At 68.2% G+C, this 19,360-nt stretch carries 18 protein-coding genes; 5 read left to right on the plus strand and 13 right to left on the minus strand.

Annotation, left to right across the window (positions count from 1 at the left end):
- The 3 genes from MJ777_RS17865 to MJ777_RS17875 all read left to right on the plus strand — a co-directional run.
- Positions 1 to 327, plus strand: a 327-nt coding sequence (locus MJ777_RS17865; protein ID WP_239377224.1) for a roadblock/LC7 domain-containing protein, incomplete at its 5' end; no start/stop codon positions are given.
- Positions 328 to 352: 25 nt separating this feature from the next.
- On the plus strand, positions 353 to 712 hold the full coding sequence (locus MJ777_RS17870) for a DUF742 domain-containing protein (protein WP_239310871.1): 360 nt from the start codon (positions 353 to 355) through the stop codon (positions 710 to 712).
- Complete coding sequence (locus MJ777_RS17875) at positions 693 to 1,289, plus strand: ATP/GTP-binding protein (protein WP_239310872.1); 597 nt, start codon at positions 693 to 695, stop codon at positions 1,287 to 1,289. Before MJ777_RS17870 ends, MJ777_RS17875 begins: the two co-directional genes overlap by 20 nt.
- A gap of 120 nt (positions 1,290 to 1,409) precedes the next feature.
- On the opposite strand, the gene MJ777_RS17880 is transcribed toward MJ777_RS17875, so the two are convergent.
- From MJ777_RS17880 to guaB, 5 genes are all read right to left on the minus strand, one after another.
- Positions 1,410 to 2,648 carry an ABC transporter substrate-binding protein gene (locus MJ777_RS17880; RefSeq protein ID WP_255720432.1) on the minus strand — a complete coding sequence of 413 codons (1,239 nt, stop codon included), beginning with the start codon at positions 2,646 to 2,648 and terminating at the stop codon, positions 1,410 to 1,412.
- 437 nt (positions 2,649 to 3,085) lie between these two features.
- On the minus strand, positions 3,086 to 5,656 hold the full coding sequence (locus MJ777_RS17885; RefSeq protein ID WP_239377225.1) for a hypothetical protein: 2,571 nt from the start codon (positions 5,654 to 5,656) through the stop codon (positions 3,086 to 3,088).
- Between the two features lie 78 nt (positions 5,657 to 5,734).
- Complete coding sequence (locus MJ777_RS17890) at positions 5,735 to 6,940, minus strand: hypothetical protein (protein ID WP_239377226.1); 1,206 nt, start codon at positions 6,938 to 6,940, stop codon at positions 5,735 to 5,737.
- A gap of 225 nt (positions 6,941 to 7,165) precedes the next feature.
- Entirely contained in the window at positions 7,166 to 8,287 is a 1,122-nt protein-coding gene (locus tag MJ777_RS17895) for a GuaB3 family IMP dehydrogenase-related protein (RefSeq protein WP_239377227.1), read from the minus strand.
- Between the two features lie 117 nt (positions 8,288 to 8,404).
- On the minus strand, positions 8,405 to 9,955 hold the full coding sequence (gene guaB / locus MJ777_RS17900) for an IMP dehydrogenase (RefSeq protein WP_239394721.1): 1,551 nt from the start codon (positions 9,953 to 9,955) through the stop codon (positions 8,405 to 8,407).
- A gap of 505 nt (positions 9,956 to 10,460) precedes the next feature.
- Between guaB and MJ777_RS17905 the strand changes: the two genes are divergently transcribed.
- Positions 10,461 to 10,877 (plus strand): DUF5319 domain-containing protein, encoded by a 417-nt coding sequence (locus MJ777_RS17905; protein WP_308127796.1) that lies wholly within the window; start codon positions 10,461 to 10,463, stop codon positions 10,875 to 10,877.
- Positions 10,878 to 11,109: 232 nt separating this feature from the next.
- Here the strand turns inward: MJ777_RS17905 and MJ777_RS17910 are convergent, their stop codons facing one another.
- On the minus strand, positions 11,110 to 12,228 hold the full coding sequence (locus MJ777_RS17910; protein ID WP_239377228.1) for a MerR family transcriptional regulator: 1,119 nt from the start codon (positions 12,226 to 12,228) through the stop codon (positions 11,110 to 11,112).
- A 153-nt stretch (positions 12,229 to 12,381) separates the two neighbouring features.
- Here MJ777_RS17910 and MJ777_RS17915 point away from each other — a divergent pair, with 153 nt between their 5' ends.
- On the plus strand, positions 12,382 to 12,714 hold the full coding sequence (locus tag MJ777_RS17915) for a WhiB family transcriptional regulator (RefSeq protein WP_239312986.1): 333 nt from the start codon (positions 12,382 to 12,384) through the stop codon (positions 12,712 to 12,714).
- A 236-nt stretch (positions 12,715 to 12,950) separates the two neighbouring features.
- On the opposite strand, the gene groL is transcribed toward MJ777_RS17915, so the two are convergent.
- The 7 genes from groL to tsaB all read right to left on the minus strand — a co-directional run.
- Positions 12,951 to 14,585 carry a chaperonin GroEL gene (gene groL / locus MJ777_RS17920; protein WP_239312996.1) on the minus strand — a complete coding sequence of 545 codons (1,635 nt, stop codon included), beginning with the start codon at positions 14,583 to 14,585 and terminating at the stop codon, positions 12,951 to 12,953.
- Between the two features lie 442 nt (positions 14,586 to 15,027).
- On the minus strand, positions 15,028 to 15,336 hold the full coding sequence (gene groES / locus MJ777_RS17925) for a co-chaperone GroES (protein WP_043604033.1): 309 nt from the start codon (positions 15,334 to 15,336) through the stop codon (positions 15,028 to 15,030).
- Positions 15,337 to 15,623: 287 nt separating this feature from the next.
- The gene (locus MJ777_RS17930; RefSeq protein ID WP_239347976.1) at positions 15,624 to 16,574 is read right to left on the minus strand and encodes a UDP-glucuronic acid decarboxylase family protein; all 951 of its coding nucleotides are present in this window, start codon (positions 16,572 to 16,574) and stop codon (positions 15,624 to 15,626) included.
- Positions 16,574 to 16,888, minus strand: a complete 315-nt coding sequence (locus MJ777_RS17935) for a hypothetical protein (protein WP_239347977.1) — start codon at positions 16,886 to 16,888, stop codon at positions 16,574 to 16,576. Before MJ777_RS17935 ends, MJ777_RS17930 begins: the two co-directional genes overlap by 1 nt.
- 109 nt (positions 16,889 to 16,997) lie before the next feature.
- Positions 16,998 to 18,026, minus strand: a complete 1,029-nt coding sequence (tsaD, locus tag MJ777_RS17940; protein ID WP_239347986.1) for a tRNA (adenosine(37)-N6)-threonylcarbamoyltransferase complex transferase subunit TsaD — start codon at positions 18,024 to 18,026, stop codon at positions 16,998 to 17,000.
- A gap of 50 nt (positions 18,027 to 18,076) precedes the next feature.
- A complete protein-coding gene (gene rimI, locus MJ777_RS17945; protein ID WP_239377229.1) occupies positions 18,077 to 18,610 on the minus strand; it encodes a ribosomal protein S18-alanine N-acetyltransferase in 534 nt (177 codons plus the stop codon).
- A 29-nt stretch (positions 18,611 to 18,639) separates the two neighbouring features.
- The coding region (gene tsaB, locus MJ777_RS17950; protein WP_370652759.1) for a tRNA (adenosine(37)-N6)-threonylcarbamoyltransferase complex dimerization subunit type 1 TsaB at positions 18,640 to 19,360 on the minus strand (721 nt) is incomplete at its 5' end.

Raw genomic sequence — 19,360 nt, forward strand, 5'->3', positions numbered from 1 at the left:
GCGGAGGGTCTGCTTCTGGCCGTATCGGACGGATTCCCCCGCGACCGCGCGGACCAGCTGGCGGCCGTCGCCTCGGGCCTGGTGAGCCTGACCCAGGGCGCTGCCCGGGTCTTCGAAGCGGGCAACGTGACGCAGACTGTTGTCGAGATGGAGCACGGCTTCCTGTTCATCATGGCGATCAGCGACGGCGCCAGCATGGCGGTCCTCGCGGCGCCGTCGTGCGACATCGGGCTTGTGGGGTATGAGATGGCGCTGCTGGTAACCCGGGCGATGGACGTTCTGACGCCGGCACTACGGGCCGAGCTGCAGGGGATCCTTCCGCGGTGAACCGACGGGAACACAGGGGGTCAGGGTGAGCATTGATCCCGAGAACGCCCCCGGGCCGGTTGTCCGTCCCTACGCGATGACCGGTGGAAGAACGCGCTCACGGTACGAACTTGCCATCGAGGCGTTGGTCTTCACGACAACCCTCGGCGAGGAACGGGCAATTGACCTTGCCCTGGAGCAACAGACAATTGCCGCCATGTGCCAGCATGTGCGATCGATCGCGGAGATCGCCGCTGGCCTGCGGGTTCCCCTCGGCGTCGCAAGGGTGCTGGTAGGCGACATGGCGGACGAAGGTTACGTCCGGGTACACCAGCAACCGGACCGCGACGAGGCGCCAGACCTCGCGCTGCTCGAAAGGGTTCTCAGTGGCCTTCGAAAACTCTGACCACCGACGGGTCAATTCATCCGTCGCCACGACATCAGTCAAGATTGTTGTTGCTGGCGGTTTCGGTGCCGGCAAGACGACCTTCGTGGGTTCGGTGTCGGAGATTGTGCCCCTGCGCACTGAGGCTGTGATGACCGAAGCCGGGGCGCACGTCGACGACCTGACCCACCTGACCGACAAGACGACAACCACCGTCGCCATGGACTTCGGGCGGGTCTCCCTGGATGAGGATCTGATCCTGTATCTGTTCGGTACGCCAGGACAGTACCGTTTCTGGTTTATGTGGGACGACATCGTCCGCGGCGCGATCGGTGCCATCGTGCTGGCCGATACGCGGCGGTTGGCCGACTGTTTCGCCGCGGTCGACTATTTCGAGCAGCGACAGCTGCCGTTCGTCGTAGGCGTGAACTGCTTCGACGGTATCCTGCGGCATTCCATCGACGATGTTCGGGAGGCCTTGCAGATCAACCAGGCCGTACCGATCATCACCTGCGACGCGCGGAACCGTGACTCCACGAAAAGCGCGCTCATCTCGGTGGTCGAACACACCATGTCCCGAGCGGTAGCGCGGACCTGAACCCGGGCCCACAGCCGGCCGAGGGCGACCCCAAAGAATACTGATCAACTCGCCCTCGGCCGTACGGGACGTTACGGCCGCAGGCGGCTGGGATATTGTCGGCCCCACTCCTTTATCGCATCAGCCGTACTGCTGCACCCGGTCCGACTGCGAAACAATGCTGCTGTCCGAATCTTCACCGACGATCACAAGCTTGTATCCCTTGTTCTCTTCCGGGCGCCACTGACCGCCGACCAAAGGTGTCTTCGCGACGTTCTTGGGGATGTTCGCCAAACCGCCGAAGGCGAGCGGCCCCACTATCGTGTTGATACGCAGTTTACCGATGGCATCCGCGAGTGCCGCCCGGTCACCGAGGGAGCCGACCTGGGCCAGCGCTTCGGTGGCAACCTCGTACAGCGCGTGCACGAAGCCAAGGGTCTGCAGCCATGGCTTCCCGGTCTTCGCGGTGAAGTCGTCGGCGAGCGCCTGGGGGGTGGCCCCCGTCAACGAGCTCCGAAAACGGTGCACAGGTGACCACCAGACCTCGGTGCCAAGGTTGCTCGCATTCGTTCCGAGTTCCAGGACCGACGCCGGGAACAGCAAGGCCTTCGCCACCGTTACGATCTTTGGCTTGAAATCCTGCCGGACTGCCTCCCGCCAGAACAAGGCAAAGTCGGCCGCTGTCATCACCCCGGTCAGGATATCCACTCCCTTGCTCTTGAACTGGCTCACCAACGGGCTGAAATCTGTTGTGTTGGCCGGGATCGCGGGTTGCGCCGCCAAGGAGTAGCCATGCCCGGCAATCGCCTGCGGGAAGGCCCCGGCGAACGCCCTGCCATCGGGGTCATCTGGCCACAGCGCCCCGACTTTCTTGTTGGTGCCGAGCTGCGCCCACATTCCCAGGTAAACCTGGATCACATCCTCCAGGCCCCAGAAGAAGTGATAGGTCCATTTAAACGGCTTCGTGAGGTCGCCACCGCGCCCGGAGAACCACGACTGCCACGGAGCCGCGGTGGAGATGCATGGCACCTCATTCGCCTCGCACTGGTCCGCAACCGGGTTGACCGTGTCCAGCGTCGACCCGACCAGCACGACGTCCACGCCATCGATGAAAATCAGGTCGCTGGCCGCCTGAGCCGCCCTGGTCCGGTCGGACTGGCTGTCCCGGAAAACGATGTCCACCGGGTAGGTCCGAGTGCCTATGGTCAGGCCACGCCGGTAGAAGGAACGCATCGAGTCGGTGACGTACCTGTCCGCGACGCCGAATGCGGCCAACGACCCGGTCTGCGGGCTCACATAACCGATCCGGATGGATCTCGACGCTTGCGATCCGTCGGAGCCCCCGCCGCACGCGGCAAGCGGCAGGGCGGCGGCGGTCATTCCAGCCAGGCTCAGCAGCTTCCGGCGGTCCAGAGAGCCACCGCCCCAACCGTCCGGTCGGGCCATGATCGGACGATACGAGCTGGTCGTGGCGCAGACGCCGGAGTCCGAAAGGCTGCCAGGTCGTACCGGGTCAGCGCCGGTCACACAGTCAGATCGGAGCATGGGACCTGATCCTGCCGCACCCCGGTTGAAACCTGGGCACTGGGTCCTGGTCAACAGGTATCCAGGAGATCAAAAAAGGGAGTTTTGTTCCCTGCATCGTGCATTGTCACCCGTTGTTCTGACGCTCGGCACGGCCACCGGAGCAGGCGATCACCGAGACCGGCCAGGACGCCCTCGGCCGGGCTGCCTGGATCCGCCGGGACGGCCCAGCGAACCATGAGCGCACGCATCCCAGCCCCGCTCCTTGATCCACGCCTCTCTTGCCAGTCGCGCTAATTGATCGCGCACCACCGGTTGGTCCCGTCCTCGAATGTCAGACCACCCACGTCCTTGCCCGCGTCGCCCTGTCGCACGCGGTTGAAAAACAACGCCTTGACGTCCTTGAGCGGCCCAGCGGTGAACTGCACATCGGCGAAGATCTCGGTCTCGGTGCTCAGGCTGTTCTTGGCGATCGTGTAGGTACCCTGCTGAGCGTTCCAGCTGTAGGCCCCTCGCCCCATCGGGATCACGAGCTTGTCCGGAAGTGCCGCCAGCGGCTTGAGGTCCGCGCTGTCCGCCTGGTAGCAACGGTAGGCGCCATCGATCAGTGCCAGCCCCGCAGCCGCGTCCGGATTACTCGTCGTCGATGTCTGCGACCCCGCGGACCGCGAGGCGGACGCCACCGACGTCGGCGCCGCCTCCGAGGCGCTCTTTCCACCGGTCACCATGACATACACGCCGATCGCGACGAGTGATACCAGTACCGCGATGGCGAGCGGGCCCACCCAGCCGTGTCGATAGCGCGCGAAGATTCCGGACGGGTAGTCATCCTCGTCGTCAATATCAATATCGTCGGTCAGGTCGGTGTCGCCGGTGAGATCAGGGTCGAAGTCGGTCCGGCTCGCCACGCCACGCCGATTACCGGGGGCGTTGCCGCCACGCCTCGCGGAGACCGCTGTCCGCCCGCTCAGTGCCCGGCGGCGTTCCTTCGCCCCCTTCGTCGCCATGCCTGAGATCGCGTCGGCGGACGACGCCCGCGCGGACGATACTCGCGGGGGTGCCGCACCACCGCGGTCCGTCTTCTTCCGGACGGTGGTGGACGGCTTCCAACCGTCGTCCTCAACGCTCTCCGGCGCGGGCTCCAGCCGCAAAGCCTCGGTCATCGCGGCTTCCACCGGCGGTTGAGGCGGCAGCGCGGCAAGTGGCACGCCCTGGGACAGCGGACCGCTGTCCCAGGCGGGAGCCCGCACGGGGTGATGACTGTCCCGGTCCAGCTCAGGCGTGCCGCCAGCCGCCGTGCCAGCCGCATGGCTCCCCGACGATGGCGGAGCCGGCGGCAGGGCGGGCAGCGGCAGGGCGGGCAGCGGCAGGGCGGTCGCCGGCCCCAGGGGTGTTCGCGGCGCGGTGAGCGGATCAACGCGAGGTCCGGCCGGGTCCCGGTGAAGCGGGGGGGGGATCGTGGCACGGCCGCTGGCATCCGCTCGTCTCGCGGCCGTCCGCGCGGGCCCGTCCGGTGGCGCGAAGGCCCGGTCGTCCGTACCGGAGCGGCGAGGAACCGGCCTGCCTGGCGGATAGCCGGAGTATCCGCCCGCGCTGGGCTCGGCCGGGCTGGGAGGCTCCGGTAACAGGACTGTCCGGCTCACGGCCTCCGGGCGGCGCCTCGCGTCATCGCGCTCCATCCGCCCGGACTCCGCTGTCTGATCGAACGCCCTGTTGCCGGAGCCTCTTTGGCTGCCGGCGTCAACGGGCCGGCCGGAGCGGGCGATGGCATCACGCCCACCGGCAGCGCCGCGCGCGGATCCCGGGTAATCGGGAGGCTGGTGACCGCTGATCGCATAGCTGTCACCCTGCGGAACGCCATAACCGTCCGGCTGCTGGCCACCGGGGTAGCCATTCGCGCCGCCAGTAGGCCCGCCTCTCGGCGGACCATCGGCGCCGGTAGGCGTATATCCGCTGCTCCCATGGTCCGCGGGGCGCCCGGTAGCGCCCGCGAACCCTCGAGGGGGCGGCGAGCTGGCCGTCGAGCCGCCGGCCGGCCGATCCGCGGCCGCGCCGGTGGCGTTCCCCGGCGGCTGGAACGCCTGCGCACCAGATGCGGCCTGACCAGCGGCGGGGAAGGCCGTTAGCCGGTCGTCGGCTGGCGGCCAGTTGCGCCTGGCCTCAGCGGAGCCGACAGCCTCTGAGCGGTTGGGCCCGAAGCCGCGGGGAACTTCGGGCTGGCGGTCGCGCACGCCGGGATCCCGGCCCGTGCCTGGGCCCGCGGGCGAGGACTGCCAGGCCAGACCAGCGCCGCGCGCGGAGTGCCCGTCGTCGGCGCTGCCCACTGACAGGTCCCAGCGCCCGCTCCCATGCCCAGGCCCGTGCCCGGCCGGCGTTCCTGGCAGGCCTGGCACGCCTCGCCCAGGATCAACCTGGTTCGGCAAACCATCCGTCCACGGTTCATGACGGACCGGATACGGCGGGTGCTCAACGGAGGGGTATGCGGGAGGAAGCGGTCGGTCATGGGTGGAGGAGACGTCAAAGGGGTCGACCGCGGCAGCCGCCGGCCGTGCGGGCGAGCCCGAGCCGGAGCGCCGGCCAGGGTCACGCTCCGAGGGCTGGTATGCCGGAGCGGTGACATCCCAGGATGATTCTCGGTCCGACGGCTGATACGGACGGTCGTCGGTCTCGCCGACCCGTTCCACCGCAAAGAAGTCATCCGCGCGTCGCGCCGGTGAACCGGATCGCTCCGATGGCCCCGTCACAGGCCCACCCGCGTCACCGGAATCACCGGCCGTCACCCGCGGACGCCACATCTTGGCCGCGCTGTCCCACACCCACGCGCCATCGTCGCTCAACCAGCGCCCGAAGTCGTCGGTGGGCATGTCCTGCCCCCCAGGTAAAGGGCGTATATGCCCAGGAAACGCGAAAAAACGGATAGCCCGAGCATACACTAGTGCTCATCATCCGGCGCTCACACACTGGTCCGCGATCTCACGAACGACCTTGGTCGAGTCGGAAGAATTAACATTGTTGTTGAAGGCGACGTACTGGTCCTCCGGGTAGGTGGCTTCCAGCTTCTCCAGCGTGCATGCGCAGTAGGCCCGCAGCCCCCCGCTGACTTGGACACACTCATCCAGATAGGCCGTGCGTACCGGTCCGGAGTACTGCCGCGGGTATCCCGCCGAAACACTCGCCGCGACCTTGGCTGGTCCGTGGCTCACGGTGTGCTCACCGGCGTGGCCGAAAAGCAGCCACCCACCGAAGCCGAGCAGAAGCGCCAAAACCGCCGCTCCACCGATAAGCGCGGAACGCGGCAGCGGTGAGATACCTCGCGGGAACCCGCGGGTCTCCCCGTCGGCGGGCCCGGTCAACGGGCCGGACCGGGTCGCTCGGGCACTCGCCGTAGCGCGTCGCCGACGCCCATGGGTACGCGCACCGCTGGAGCCGGCGCGGCTGCGCGCCCCCGCCTCCAGCGCAGCAGCAGGGACGCGGTCACCACGGTCACGTTCAGCCGGGTCCCACCCCGGGGCGGACGCTACGCGATCATCCTGGGCATGCTGGCTCAGGCCTGGTGACATCTTCTCGGCGCCCGGCACCCGGCCACCGAGGACATCAGCCCCGGCAAGATCACCGGAACCAGCCGGGATGTCACCCTCCCCCACAGCCCCCGCGAGCCAGGCCCCGGCGATCGGGTCAGATACCGGGGCGGGATCCCCGGATGCCCTGCCCGCCGCGGGGACACCGGTGCCGATCAGGTCAGTACCGAGCAGATCAGTACCAAGCAGGTCAGCGCCGAGCAGGGTGCCGTCGGGCCGGTCCCACCCACCAGGGCTGGCCGGTTCCCCCCCGACGGCCGGCTGGATGCCCGGCCCGACGCCGGGACCCCCCGTATCGTCACGGATCGACCGCGGCCAGTCCACACCCGCCACCGAAAGATCGTCCGCCGCGGGTAGGTCCGCTGTGCTCCGCGGGAGGGAAAGCAACGAGAAAGCGCCGGTGGACTCGACCACGATGCCATCCGTGGCAGGGTCGGCGGTAGCGGGGGCAGCCGTGGATCCCGCCGATCCGGTGGGACGCGGCGCCGACGGCTGCCACGCCTGGGCGGCCTCATCCCAGACGTAAGCGCCGTCATCGCTGACCCAGCGACCGTGCTCGTCGATGCGCATGTGTCATCCTTCGGACCGAAACAGACGGTTCCAGGGTGCCATGCCGCCTGAAGGCGACGTCACCCCGGCATCTGAACCAGACCGGAAACGCCCGTTATGCCTGTATCGCCGGAAATTACCTGTCGCGTAGCCGACTACGAGCGCCCGGCGGCAAGGCTGTCCGGCTCGCGCGGCCCGGTCGGGACGCGACAGAAAACGAGGCAGCCGGCAGGGGATGCCGGACAGTCAACAGAGCGTAGAGGTGACCAGAACTTCCGCCTTCTGCAGCTCCTTCACGGTCGCATAACCGGTGGTGGCCATGGCGGTCCGCAGAGCACCAGCAAGATTCAGGGTGCCGGGATTAACCGCAGCCGGGCCCAACAGGATCTCGCGCAGCGTCCCGGTGACAGGTACGCGCTCCCAGACACCGCGGGGCAGCCGTGAATGCAGGACATCCATGGACCAGTACCCGCCGTGGCCAGGCGCCTCGGCCGCGGCGGCCAGCGGCGCGTCGAGCATCACCGCGTCAGCGCCACAGGCAATGGCCTTGGCAATGTCACCGCCCGTCCGCATACCGCCATGGGCGATCACATGGACATAACGACCGCCGGACTCATCCAGGTAGCGCATGCGCGCCCCGGCCGCATCCGCGATGGCGGTCGCCATCGGAACCCCGACCCCGAGCACCGCGCGGGTGGTGTCCGCCCCGCCCGGTCCGACACCCACGATCACACCAGCCGCCCCGGTCCGCATCAGATGGAGGGCCGTCGAGAAGGACGCGCACCCGCCCACCAGGACCGGCACATCGAGCTCACCGATGAACCGCTTGAGGTTCAACGGTTCACCCGCCCGCGACTGGTGCTCGGCGGACACGGCTGGCGCATGGATGACAAGCAGGTCTATACCACCGGCCTCGAGGAGGAACGGGTATAGCGCCCCGACCCGTTGGGGACGCAGCGCGGCAGCGGTGACGACGCCGGATTCGCGTATCTCCGCCAGCCGCTTGACCACCAGCTCCGGTCGGATCGGCGCGGCATAGAGCTCGCGCAGCCGCCGGGTGGCCGCCTCGGCATCGAGGGTGGCGAGCTCCGCCAGCAGCGCATCGGGCTCCTCATGCCGGCTCCACACGCCCTCCACGTGAACGACGCCCAGACCACCGAGCCCACCGACGCTCACGGCGCTCACCGGCGAGGTCACCGCGTCCGCCGGAGCGGTGACAACCGGCAGGTCGAAACGATAGGCGTCGATCTCCCAGGCCAGCGAGACGTCCGCGGGGTCACGGGTCCGCCGCGATGGCACGATGCCCAGGGCGTCCAGCCCGAAGGCAACGCGGCCGCTCTTCCCGATCCCGATCTCGACCTCAGTCACTGTGTCCTCTCACCGGGGATGTCTCACCGGGCGCCTGTCACCAGATGCCTGTCACCGGGGACCGGGCCGACGGAAGCCGGCCGGCCGCGCGCGGGCCGGCCACGGCACAGATACTGATCATCGAGTGTTGTAGTTCGGCGCCTCGACGGTCATCTGAATGTCGTGCGCATGGCTCTCCTTGAGCCCGGCCGAGGTGATACGCACCAGCCGGCCATCCTGCTGGAGGGCGCCGACCGTCGCCGAACCGGTGTATCCCATAGCCGCGCGCAAGCCTCCGACCAGCTGGTGCGCGACCGCGGCCAATGCCCCCCGGTAGGGCACCTGCCCCTCCACACCTTGCGGAACAAGCTTGTCGTCGGAGAGAACATCATCCTGAAAGTAGCGGTCCTTTGAATAGGAGCGAGCCGTGCCCCGGCCGCGCATCGCGCCCAACGACCCCATCCCGCGGTATGCCTTGTACTGTTTGCCGTTGATGAAGATCAGTTCGCCTGGGCTCTCGTCAACTCCGGCAAGAAGACTGCCAAGCATCACCGAGTCAGCACCAACGGCAATCGCCTTGGCGATATCGCCGGAGTACTGCATCCCGCCGTCACCAATCACGGGGACGGCCGCCTGCCGCGCGATGCGCGCGCATTCGTAGATCGCGGTGACCTGCGGGACCCCGACCCCGGCCACGACCCGGGTCGTGCAGATCGAGCCGGGCCCCACCCCCACCTTGATGGCGTCGGCACCGGCGTCGACCAACGCGCGTGCGCCGTCCGCGGTCGCGACATTGCCCGCGATCACGTCAAGAGGGCCACCGTCCAGGCGGGTCGGCAGGTCGGACTTGATACGCCGCACCATGTCCAGCACAGCCCGCGCATGGCCATGCGCGGTGTCCACCACCAGGAAGTCGACGGCCGCCGCTACAAGCATCTGCGCGCGCTTGTAGGCGTCATCCCCCACCCCGATGGCGGCGCCGACCACCAGCCGTCCATCCGCGTCCTTGGTTGCCCGCGGATACTGCTCACGCTTGGTGAAGTCCTTGACCGTGATCAGTCCACGCAGGCGGTCACCGTCGTCCACCAGGGGAAGCTTCTCAATCTTGTGCTGGCGCAGCAGCAACAGCGCGTCGTCCGCGGACACCCCGACCCGCGCCGTAACGAGCGGCATCGGTGTCATGACCGCACGCACCAGCCGGGAATAGTCCCGCTCAAATCGAATATCACGATTCGTGACAATTCCCACGAGCCGGCCATCCGGTTCGGTCACCGGAACCCCGGAAATGCGGTAGCGGGCCATGAGCTCGTTGGCGTCCTCGATGGTGGCATCCGGGCCGCAGGTAACAGGCGTTGTGATCATCCCTGATTCGGAACGCTTCACCACGTCGACCTGCTGCGCCTGGTCCTCGATGGAGAGGTTGCGATGCAGCACGCCCACGCCGCCCTGCCGGGCCATCGCGATCGCCATCCGCGCCTCGGTGACGGTGTCCATCGCCGAGGACAGCAACGGAACAGCCAGCCGGATGTGCCTGGACAACCGGGTGGACGTGTCGGCATCCGCCGGCATGACGTCCGATTCCGCTGGCAGCAGCAGTACGTCGTCGAAGGTCAGCCCCAGCATGGCCAGCTTCGCCGACGGCATCGACCCTGGCTCGGACCCGATCGACTGGACAACGGGACTGTTCATGACACCTTCCATCCGCACCTCGCCACTCCCCATAACGATCAAAACCATATCCCCACGCTTTGCCCAGAACACCCACGGCCCCATGGCGGGGAACGCCGTCCTGGCGCCGGCTGCGGCCATGAGCCGCCGGGCATGCGAATCAGGCACCGGCACAAGAGCCCTACCGGCCCATCCTAGGACTCCCAAGGCCGCCGGCAAGACCGCCGGCGAGAGCGCTCGGGCGCGCGGAAGAGGGCATCATCGCGCACCCGCGCGGCGAGAAGCGCCAAAAAACGATCAGCTTGGTCTCCGCCTACCGGCATCGGCGCACAGGCAGCAGGCGGGACCAGAGAACCGGAACCACCAATCCAGTGCCGGATATGTCGTACTACGCAGTAATCCAGCGCCGCCAACCGTATGAGATGCGTAAAACGGTCTCGCGGACAGGTTGAAACACGCGATCCGAAACCGGCCAACCCCCTGGAGTCGCCCATCGGGACCACTAAGGGGCTTGCTCCGGCGTAGCGTGGGCGGCGTGAGCGACGAGCCTCTCGACCCGTTCGCGGGCGACCCCGAGGACCCGACAGCAGAGCTCGCGCGCCTCGACCCGGTTGAGGACACCGAACTGCTGGAGCCTCTTTCGCCGCACGAGCGCGAGGAGATACTTGCCGAGCTCGGGGACCTCGACGTCTTCCGGACCTTGCTGGAGCCCCGCGGCTACCGCGGCCTCATCGTCGACTGCGAGGGATGCGCGGAACCGCATTTCTTCGACTGGGACCTGCTCGCCGGCAACCTCCGCTACCTCCTTGACGAGGGCCGGGCCCGGGTCCACGAACCCGCGTACGCTCCGGACCCATCGTCCTACGCCAGCTGGGACTATGCGCGTGGTTACGCCGACGGGGTCTACGAGACAAGTGAAGCCTCGGAAGCTGATTCCCGCTAGCCAAAGATCACCAATCCGCGTCGGATCATGCCTTTGCCCTGATCCAGGCGGCACGTGCTACGGCGTGTCTCGGAAGTCGTCGTCCGGTCAGGGAGCCGCGTCCAGGTGGTTCCTGGCAAGGCCGCAGGCCGCACCGATACCGGATGAGTCGTATCGGTGCGGCCGAGAACGCGGCCAGGGGCCGCCTGGGCGTGGTGAGCCGGACCGATGACCGCCGAACTGCCGGACACGCCTAGCCCTGGAGCGGGGCTCCGGTGAGAAGGTCGAGGGCTTCGCGCAGGGATCCCGCATGACGGACGCGCCCCGGAAGAGTCGCTCGCTGCCAGCCTGAGCCGCCGACAACGATCGATGTCGGCGGCCGGGTCACCGGTAAGCCAGTCAACACCTGCACATCCGCGGACGTCCGACGCTGCGACCACAGGAAGACAGCTACCGGCCCAACGCGGACGATCGCATTGCGCAACGCGGCGATCGGCACCGCGGCGCCGAGTACGCGAACGCTCGCCCCCCGCTCAGCAAGGCCCGCGGCGAGTGCGGTCAGCGCGAGGCTGTGCTGCTCGGCCGGAGCACACGCAAGCAACACCGGTCGGCTATGACCGTCGACCTCACGATCCGCGGCCCGGCGGAACACCGCCGCCACGCAGTCACTGAGCAGATGTTCGACATCGACGGCGTCGCCACGTTGTTCCCATCGCCTGCCCACGGCGACCAGTACCGGGCACACAAGCTCCTGCCAGGCGGCGACAACCCCATCAGCCGCGACGGCATGGGCCAGAATACGGGTCACCGCCGACGAGTCGAGCGCCATCGCCGCACGAGCAAGTCCACGGGCCGCGACGCCGGCATCCGCCAGCCGCAGCACCCGGCCGCCTGATCCCCGTGCCCCGGCCAGGTCCGCGACCGCCGGCTCGTCGAGGCCACCACAATCATCGTCCGCCGAGGTCACGGCCCCGGCGTGCTCACCGCTACCCGCCTGGCCCGGTTGCCCGCAGCCAGCTCCGCCCGCGGACGGTCCGGGTCCGGCGCCATACGGTCGATCATCAATTCCCGGAGCCGATCGCGGCCAGCGCGATTCCGGTAGATCATCGACGAGTGTGGTCCTGGCGATTCTGGCCGCTTCGGCGGGCGCGATCCCGTCCTGTGTCAGCCGGCACATGAACTCCAAGCGGGCCAGGTCGTGTGGACCGTACCTGCGGCGGGTACCGGAGACATGGTCGGCTGGACCGAGCCCGTATCGACGGTTCCACGTGCGAAGGGTTGCGGGCGCGACGCCCAGCCGCCGGGCAACCGCCGCGACCGTGTACCGCGGGTTGCGCTCCGCCGGCTCCGGGGAGGGGGTCACAGCGCTCATGGTGGCTCTCGGCGACCGTACCCACAACTTGGCGACGAACCGGCTCCGACCGACCACGCGCCGAATGATTCTCTGTGTTGAACAACATATGGCGCGGCACTACGGTGTAGCTGCGGCGCCAGCCGCCCATGGTTGAGAGGGGGGCTCAGACCGATGACCGACGTCCGACGACTTCCAGGCCCCGGTGCCGAGAAGTGGGAATGGCAGCTTCACGGTGCATGCCGTGGAGAGAGCACGGAGCTCTTCTTCCACCCGGAAGGCGAGCGGGGCCCGGCCCGCGCGGCGCGTGAAGCCGCCGCGAAGGCCGTCTGCGCACGGTGTCCCGTGATCCAGGCATGCGCCGAGCACGCGCTGCACGCCCGCGAGCCCTACGGGGTGTGGGGCGGGCTGAGCGAGTCCGAACGAGAAGGCATCCTGACCGGCCGGACGCGCCGCGGCGCGGCGCGGCACAACCCGTCACGCCCCGGCCTGGCTCCGGCCTGTTAGGGCGAGAGTGCGGTGGCGCACCGATGATCTTTAGGGCGACCGGACGCGGGCGTTCTGCCCGGACATACCCGGACGGATCCATCGCATGGATCGGGTCACCCGCGACGTGTGAACGCAACGCTCGGTGAAATCGACGGGAAGCGCGAGAAAGCCCGGTAGGACGCCGAACGTCCTACCGGGCTTTGGGGAATCCGCGTCAGGATCCCGATCCTGGCAAGCAGGATGGTCCTGACAGCTCAGAACCCGGCGCCGTGCGAATGGCCGTGGTCATGACCGTGCCCGGCGTCAGCGGCGGGTTTGGCCGGCTTCTCCGTGACCAGGCTTTCGGTCGTGAGCAACAAGGCGGCGATGGACGCGGCGTTGGCAACGGCCGAGCGGGTCACCTTCACCGGGTCGACCACGCCGTCCGCGATCAGGTCGGTGAACTCGCCCCGAGCCGCGTTGAAGCCGCTCCCGACGGGCTGCTCCTTCACCCGCGCGACGATCACCCCGCCTTCCTGACCGGCATTGTTCGCGATCCAGGTCAGCGGGGCACTCAGCGCATCATGAACGATCTGCACGCCAGCCAGTTCGTCGCCGGTGCGCCCGAGACCGCCGTCGAGTACCGCACCCGCGTGTATAAGCGCCGACCCACCGCCAGCCACGATGCCCTCCTCCACCGCGGCGCGGGTGGCGGACACGGCGTCCTCCAGACGGTGCTTCTTCTCCTTCAGCTCAACCTCGGTGGACGCCCCGACCCTGATCACGGCGACGCCACCGGCGAGCTTGGCCACCCGCTCCTGGAGCTTTTCGCGATCCCAGTCCGAGTCGCTGGCCTCGATCTCCCCGCGGAGCTGACGTACCCGGTCGGCGAGGCTCGTCTCGTCACCAGCGCCGTCGATGATGGTCGTAGTGTCCTTGTCGACGACGATCCGGCGCGCCCGGCCGAGCTCGGCGAGCCCGACCGAATCGATCTTAAGGCCAACCTCGGCAGCGACGACCTGCCCCCCAGTGAGGATGGCGATGTCCTGCAACATCGCCTTACGGCGATCGCCAAAGCCCGGCGCCTTGATCGCCACTACCTGGAAGGTCTTGCGGATCGCGTTGACGACAAGAGTCGACAGCGCTTCCCCCTCGACGTCCTCAGCAATGATCAACAGCGGCTTCCGTGCCTCCACGACCTTCTCCAGCAGCGGAAGGACGTCGCTCAGCGCGCTGATCTTGCCCGGATGCAGCAGCACATAGGCGTCCTCGAGGACGGCCTCCATGCGCTCGGGGTCGGTGACGAAGTACGGGGAGATGTATCCCTTGTCGAACTGCATCCCCTCGGTGAGCTCGAGCTCCAGACCGAGAGCCTGGCTCTCCTCGACGGTGATCACACCGTCCTTGCCGATCCGGTCCATCGCCTCGGCGATGAGCTCGCCGACCTTCGCGTCCTGGGCGGAGATAGCCGCGACGTGCGCGATGACCTCTTTCGAGTCCACCTCCAGGGCCTGCTCCAGCAGGGCGTTGGAGACGGCCACGACCGCGGCCTCGATACCCGCTTTGAGAGACACCGGCGGCGTCCCGGCCACGACCTGGCGCAGACCGCCGCGCACCATCGCCTGAGCGAGCACGGTCGCGGTCGTGGTGCCGTCGCCAGCGACGTCGTTGGTCTTGGTGGCGACCTCCTTGACGAGCTGGGCGCCAAGGTTTTCGTTCGGGTTGTCCAGCTCCACCTCGCGCGCGATCGTCACCCCGTCATTGGTGATCGTCGGCGCGCCATAGGACTTGTCGATGACGACGTTGCGGCCACGCGGGCCGATCGTCACCTTCACAGCGTCCGCGAGAGCGTTCACGCCATGCTCAAGCGCATGGCGAGCGTCCTCGCTGAATGTCAGAATCTTGGGCATACGTGGTCCTCCCGAACCGACTCAGGGCATGTCTGGCCCGTGGGCCTGTCTGATCGATCTTCGATCGCTTCGCCCCCGCCCGAACGCTTCGCGCCCGTGCGGAGCCCTGCCCTCGATGCCCAGAAGAGGTCGCGCCGCACGGGGACCCCGGCTCGTCGTCACCGGCAGGACACCGCTATCGGCTCCTCCGCCACCGTGCGGACCGCCTTCTGAATCATCGCGCATCGACCAATACCCATCAGACAGGCTCTGGGCGTGCCTCCTGGAAATCGCTCGATGGACTCCGGGAGCAGGAACCCACGCGGACGCGGAGCATGCGGGTGGGGTGCTGCGAGCGGGATTCGAGAGGCACGCCCTAACGGCGATCAGGCGTGCTCCGCCGATCCGGACGAATGCCATCCAGAACGGCGAAACACGCCCTTGGATCCTGCTGGCGACAGACCTACTTCTCGATGATCGCCAGCACGTCGCGGGCGGAGAGAACCAAGTACTCCTCGCCGGCGTACTTCACCTCGGTACCGCCGTACTTGCTGTACAGAACGACATCGCCGACCTTGACGTCGAGCGGAACCCGCTTGCCATCCTCGAACCGGCCCGGCCCGACCGCGAGCACAGTGCCCTCCTGCGGCTTCTCCTTGGCCGTATCCGGGATCACAATACCTGACGCGGTGGTCTGCTCGGCATCTGACGGCTGGACGACAATGCGATCTTCAAGTGGCTTGATTGCAACCTTGGTGGCGGTCGTCACGATCGACCTCCCCCTTCCTGCGCTGGATGAGAGAGCGACCCTGGCGGCCTGCCGTCGCGGGTGAACAGGCGCCTGTTGTCGCTGGCACTCTCGTGTGCCGAGTGCCAACTTAGCACCCGCCTCGCCCACGTCAACCAACACAGCCAGAACTGTCAAGCGAGCCCAGGCGCAAGGCACCGGCCAACCCGCCGGGCCCGGTCGCGGCCACGGGCGGCCGGGCCGGCCACAGCGGGCCGATACCCCTCGTGCCCGCGCCCACAACGACGCCGCGCCAGTCCCGGTGGATCGCGTCAGTCCCGGTGCAGGACGTCGGGATGCTCCCGAAACCAGGAGACCGTGGTGTCGAGACCGGTCCGCAGGTCGACAACTGGTTCCCAGCCGAGAACCTCGCGGGCCAGCGATATGTCCGGCTGCCGGATCGTCGGGTCATCCTCCGGCCGCGGAATGAATGAGATCTTCGATTCACTCTTGGCGACTTCACGGACGAGCTCGGCGAGCTCGATGATCGACAGCTCATACGGGTTCCCGATATTCATCGGACCAGGATGACCAGAAAACATCATCCGCACGATTCCCTCGACCAGATCATCGACGTAGATGATCGACCGGGTCTGGCTACCGTCACCCGCCACCGTCATCGGTTCGCCGCGCAGCGCCTGGGTCGCGAAGGCGGGGATCGCACGGCCGTCGTTAGGGCGCATCCGCGGCCCGTGGGTATTGAAAATCCGGACGATTCCGGTATCCACACCGTGGCTCCGGCGGTAGGCCATGGTGAGCGCCTCGCCGAACCGCTTCGCCTCATCGTACACACCCCGCGGACCTACCGGGTTGACATGGCCCCAGTAGTTCTCCGGCTGCGGATGGACCTGCGGGTCACCATAGACCTCCGAGGTCGACGCCAGTATGAAACGCGCGCCTTTTTCCTTGGCCAGGCCAAGGGCATGCAGCGTACCGATCGAGCCCACCTTCAAGGTGTGGATCGGCAGATTCAGATAGTCGATCGGGCTTGCCGGCGACGCGAAGTGCAGCACGTAGTCAACCGGACCAGGAACATGGACGTAATCCGTCACATCACAGCGGATCAATCGGAAGCACTCGCGGTCCGCAAGATGAGCGACGTTCACCGGGGTCCCCGTGACGAAGTTGTCCAGGCAAAGGACCTCATGGCCCTCGGTCAACAGCCGCTCGCACAGGTGCGATCCCAGAAAACCCGCACCTCCGGTGACAACGCTTCTTTTCATCAGGCCCCCTCCTGGTCATCGGTATTCGGTCCGCGTGACGATACGCGCACGAAGTCCCACGCCCGCGCGGAACGCGCGAGAAAGCTCGGCGGAACACCATCGAGAACAGACCCGGCGGCAGCGGCCGATGGTTTACCCACCGATAGTTCGCCGCCATGCGGATGAAGCAGGACGACCACCACGTCACCATTGCCGCCGGCACCGCGGTAGACCTCCGCCGGAGCATCTCCCAGCGCCTGGTCCAACCAGGCCAGGAGGTCCTCCAGGCAGCCATCGGCCGCATGGGCCTCCCACATGCGCGTCACATCAACCACACCCACATCTTCGACCACGGTGGGCAAGGCGGGACCAACGAGGTACCGGCACGCGACAAGGCCTGGCCACAGAGCGCACGATCACAGTCCCGCTCGCGCCTGGCAGGCTTCAGGGCCGCTCCAGCGAAAGGGTCGAGGAAGCGGACATGTCCAGCAAGGACGGGGTGACACCGGCGGCGGCCTGAAGGGAGCCCAGCGCGGCGACCATCGCGCCATTGTCGGTACACAATCCAGGCCGGGGCACCCGCAAGGTGATACCAGCGGCCGCACAGCGCGCCGCCGCGAGCGACCGCAGTCTGCTGTTCGCCGCCACTCCCCCACCGATCACCAGGGTGTCGACCCCGTGCGACCGGCAGGCCGCGACGGACTTGGCCGTCAGCACATCCACAACAGCCTCCTGGAACGACGCGGCGACAGCCGCGACGGGTATCGGCTCACCCGCCCGGTTGCGCGCTTCCAGCCACCGGGCCACCGCGGTCTTCAGCCCGCTGAAGGAGAAGTCGAACGTACCGTCGCCCGCCTTCGCGCGCGGGAACGCGATCGTGGGGCTCCCGTCACGAGCCGCCTGGTCAATGGGCGGCCCGCCGGGGAACGGCATCCCGAGCAGCCGGGCAACCTTGTCGTATGCCTCGCCCGCGGCATCGTCGACCGTGGCCCCGAGCGGGATCACCGCGCCCGTGGCGAGGTCCGGCACCAGCAGCAGGGAGGAATGCCCGCCGGAGACCAGCAACGCCATGGACGGGCCGGGCAATGGCCCGTGCTCAAGGGTGTCCACCGCGACATGCGCGGCCAGATGATGGACCCCGTAAAGAGGGACGCCGAGCGCGAACGCGTATGCCTTGGCCGCGGCCACTCCGACGAGCAGCGCCCCGGCCAGGCCCGGACCAGCGGTGACCGCGATCGCGTCCACGTCACGATGGCGCAGCCCCGCCTGGGACAGCGCCCGGTCGACAGCCGGCACCATCGCCTCGACGTGCGCACGGGCGGCGATCTCCGGAATCACCCCGCCGTAACGCGCGTGCTCGTCCACGGATGACGCGAGGGTGTCCGCGAGCAGAAGCCCGCCCCGGACCAGGCCCACTCCGGTCTCGTCGCACGAGGTCTCAATACCCAGTACCAACGGCGCGTCACCCCGCACCGACGGCCCGTCACTCCGCGCCGGCGGGACGTGGCCGGCGCGGACCCCGCTCACCGGGGCACCGTCGACTCCACCGCGTCAAGCATCTCGCCGTAGTCACGGGTGTCTATGTGACGGGCCGACATCACGTAGGCGTCGGCTCCCGACGGCTGGTAGTAGCCCCTGCGCAGGCCGAGATCGACGAAGCCGAACCGATGGTAAAGAGTTCGGGCCGTGCTGTTGTCGGTCCGTACCTCCAGGTCACAACGGCGCGCACCGCACATCCGGGCATGGCGCAGCAGAGCGGCCAGCAGCCGGGTGCCCACCCCGTTGCCGCGGGAGTCCGCGGTGACGCCGAGAGTCTGCACGTAGGACTCGCCGTCGTGGACGGCAAGCCCGCCGTAACCGACGACTCGCCCACCGCGCACAGCGGCCAGATAGTGCCGCGCCAGTCCCTGTGCCAGCTCCGACCAGAACAGCTCGGCCGTCCAGGCGTCCTCGGCGAAGATGTCCCGTTCCAGCTCGACAATCTCATCGAGATGCCACCAGCGCAGGCGCACAAGCGCCACCTCGCCACGCCCAGGTGCCGGCGAATCCTCGGTCACCGTGTCTGTCCTGATCGTCAGCTGGCCGGTCACACAGCCACCGCTTTCGGCGGGCGCGGTTCGGCCGCGTCCGGCCGGCGCAGGTACAGCGGGACGAGCGGCGCGGGCGGGCGGCCGGCCAGAACGCTCGCGCCGGCCAGGCGGGCGAGGGTGACCGGGGACGGATACCCCGGGCCGGTCGCCGGCTCCACCGGCTCCCCGAGGCTGGCGAAAACGTCCGGGTACAGCTGCGCACCCGGTCCGGCCACCCGGCGGACCGCCATCTCCCGCAACTCCTCGACAACGCTCCCCGGTCGGCCCACGGACGGCCCGGCCACCCGCTCACCGCTGTCGTACACCGCCCAGTACACCTCCCGGCGCCGCGCGTCGGTCGTCACGGCCACCCTGCCCGACGTGTCGGCGCCGATGCCGTCCAACGAGCACACACCGTAGGCGGGCCGGCCGAGAGCGTCCGCGAAGGCGGCCGCGGTCACCACGCCGACCCGCAGACTCGTGAACGGCCCCGGCCCGAGGCCCACCACCAGCGCGTCGAGATCGGCAGGGCATGCCGACGCCTCGTCCAGAGCCTCCCGGACCAGCGGTACCAGCAACTCCGCGTGCCTACGTGGATCCACGACCTGACGTGCCGCCCTGCGGGTCACCCGCACAACGCCCGTGCCGGCGACCGGCTCGGCCCATTCGACGTCCGCGAGAGCGACCGAACAGGCGGGTGTCGCCGTGTCAACAGCGAGAAGCAGCACGCCTGACAGC

This window comes from Protofrankia sp. Cj5, from assembly GCF_917627405.1.
GTDB lineage: Bacteria > Actinomycetota > Actinomycetes > Frankiales > Frankiaceae > Protofrankia.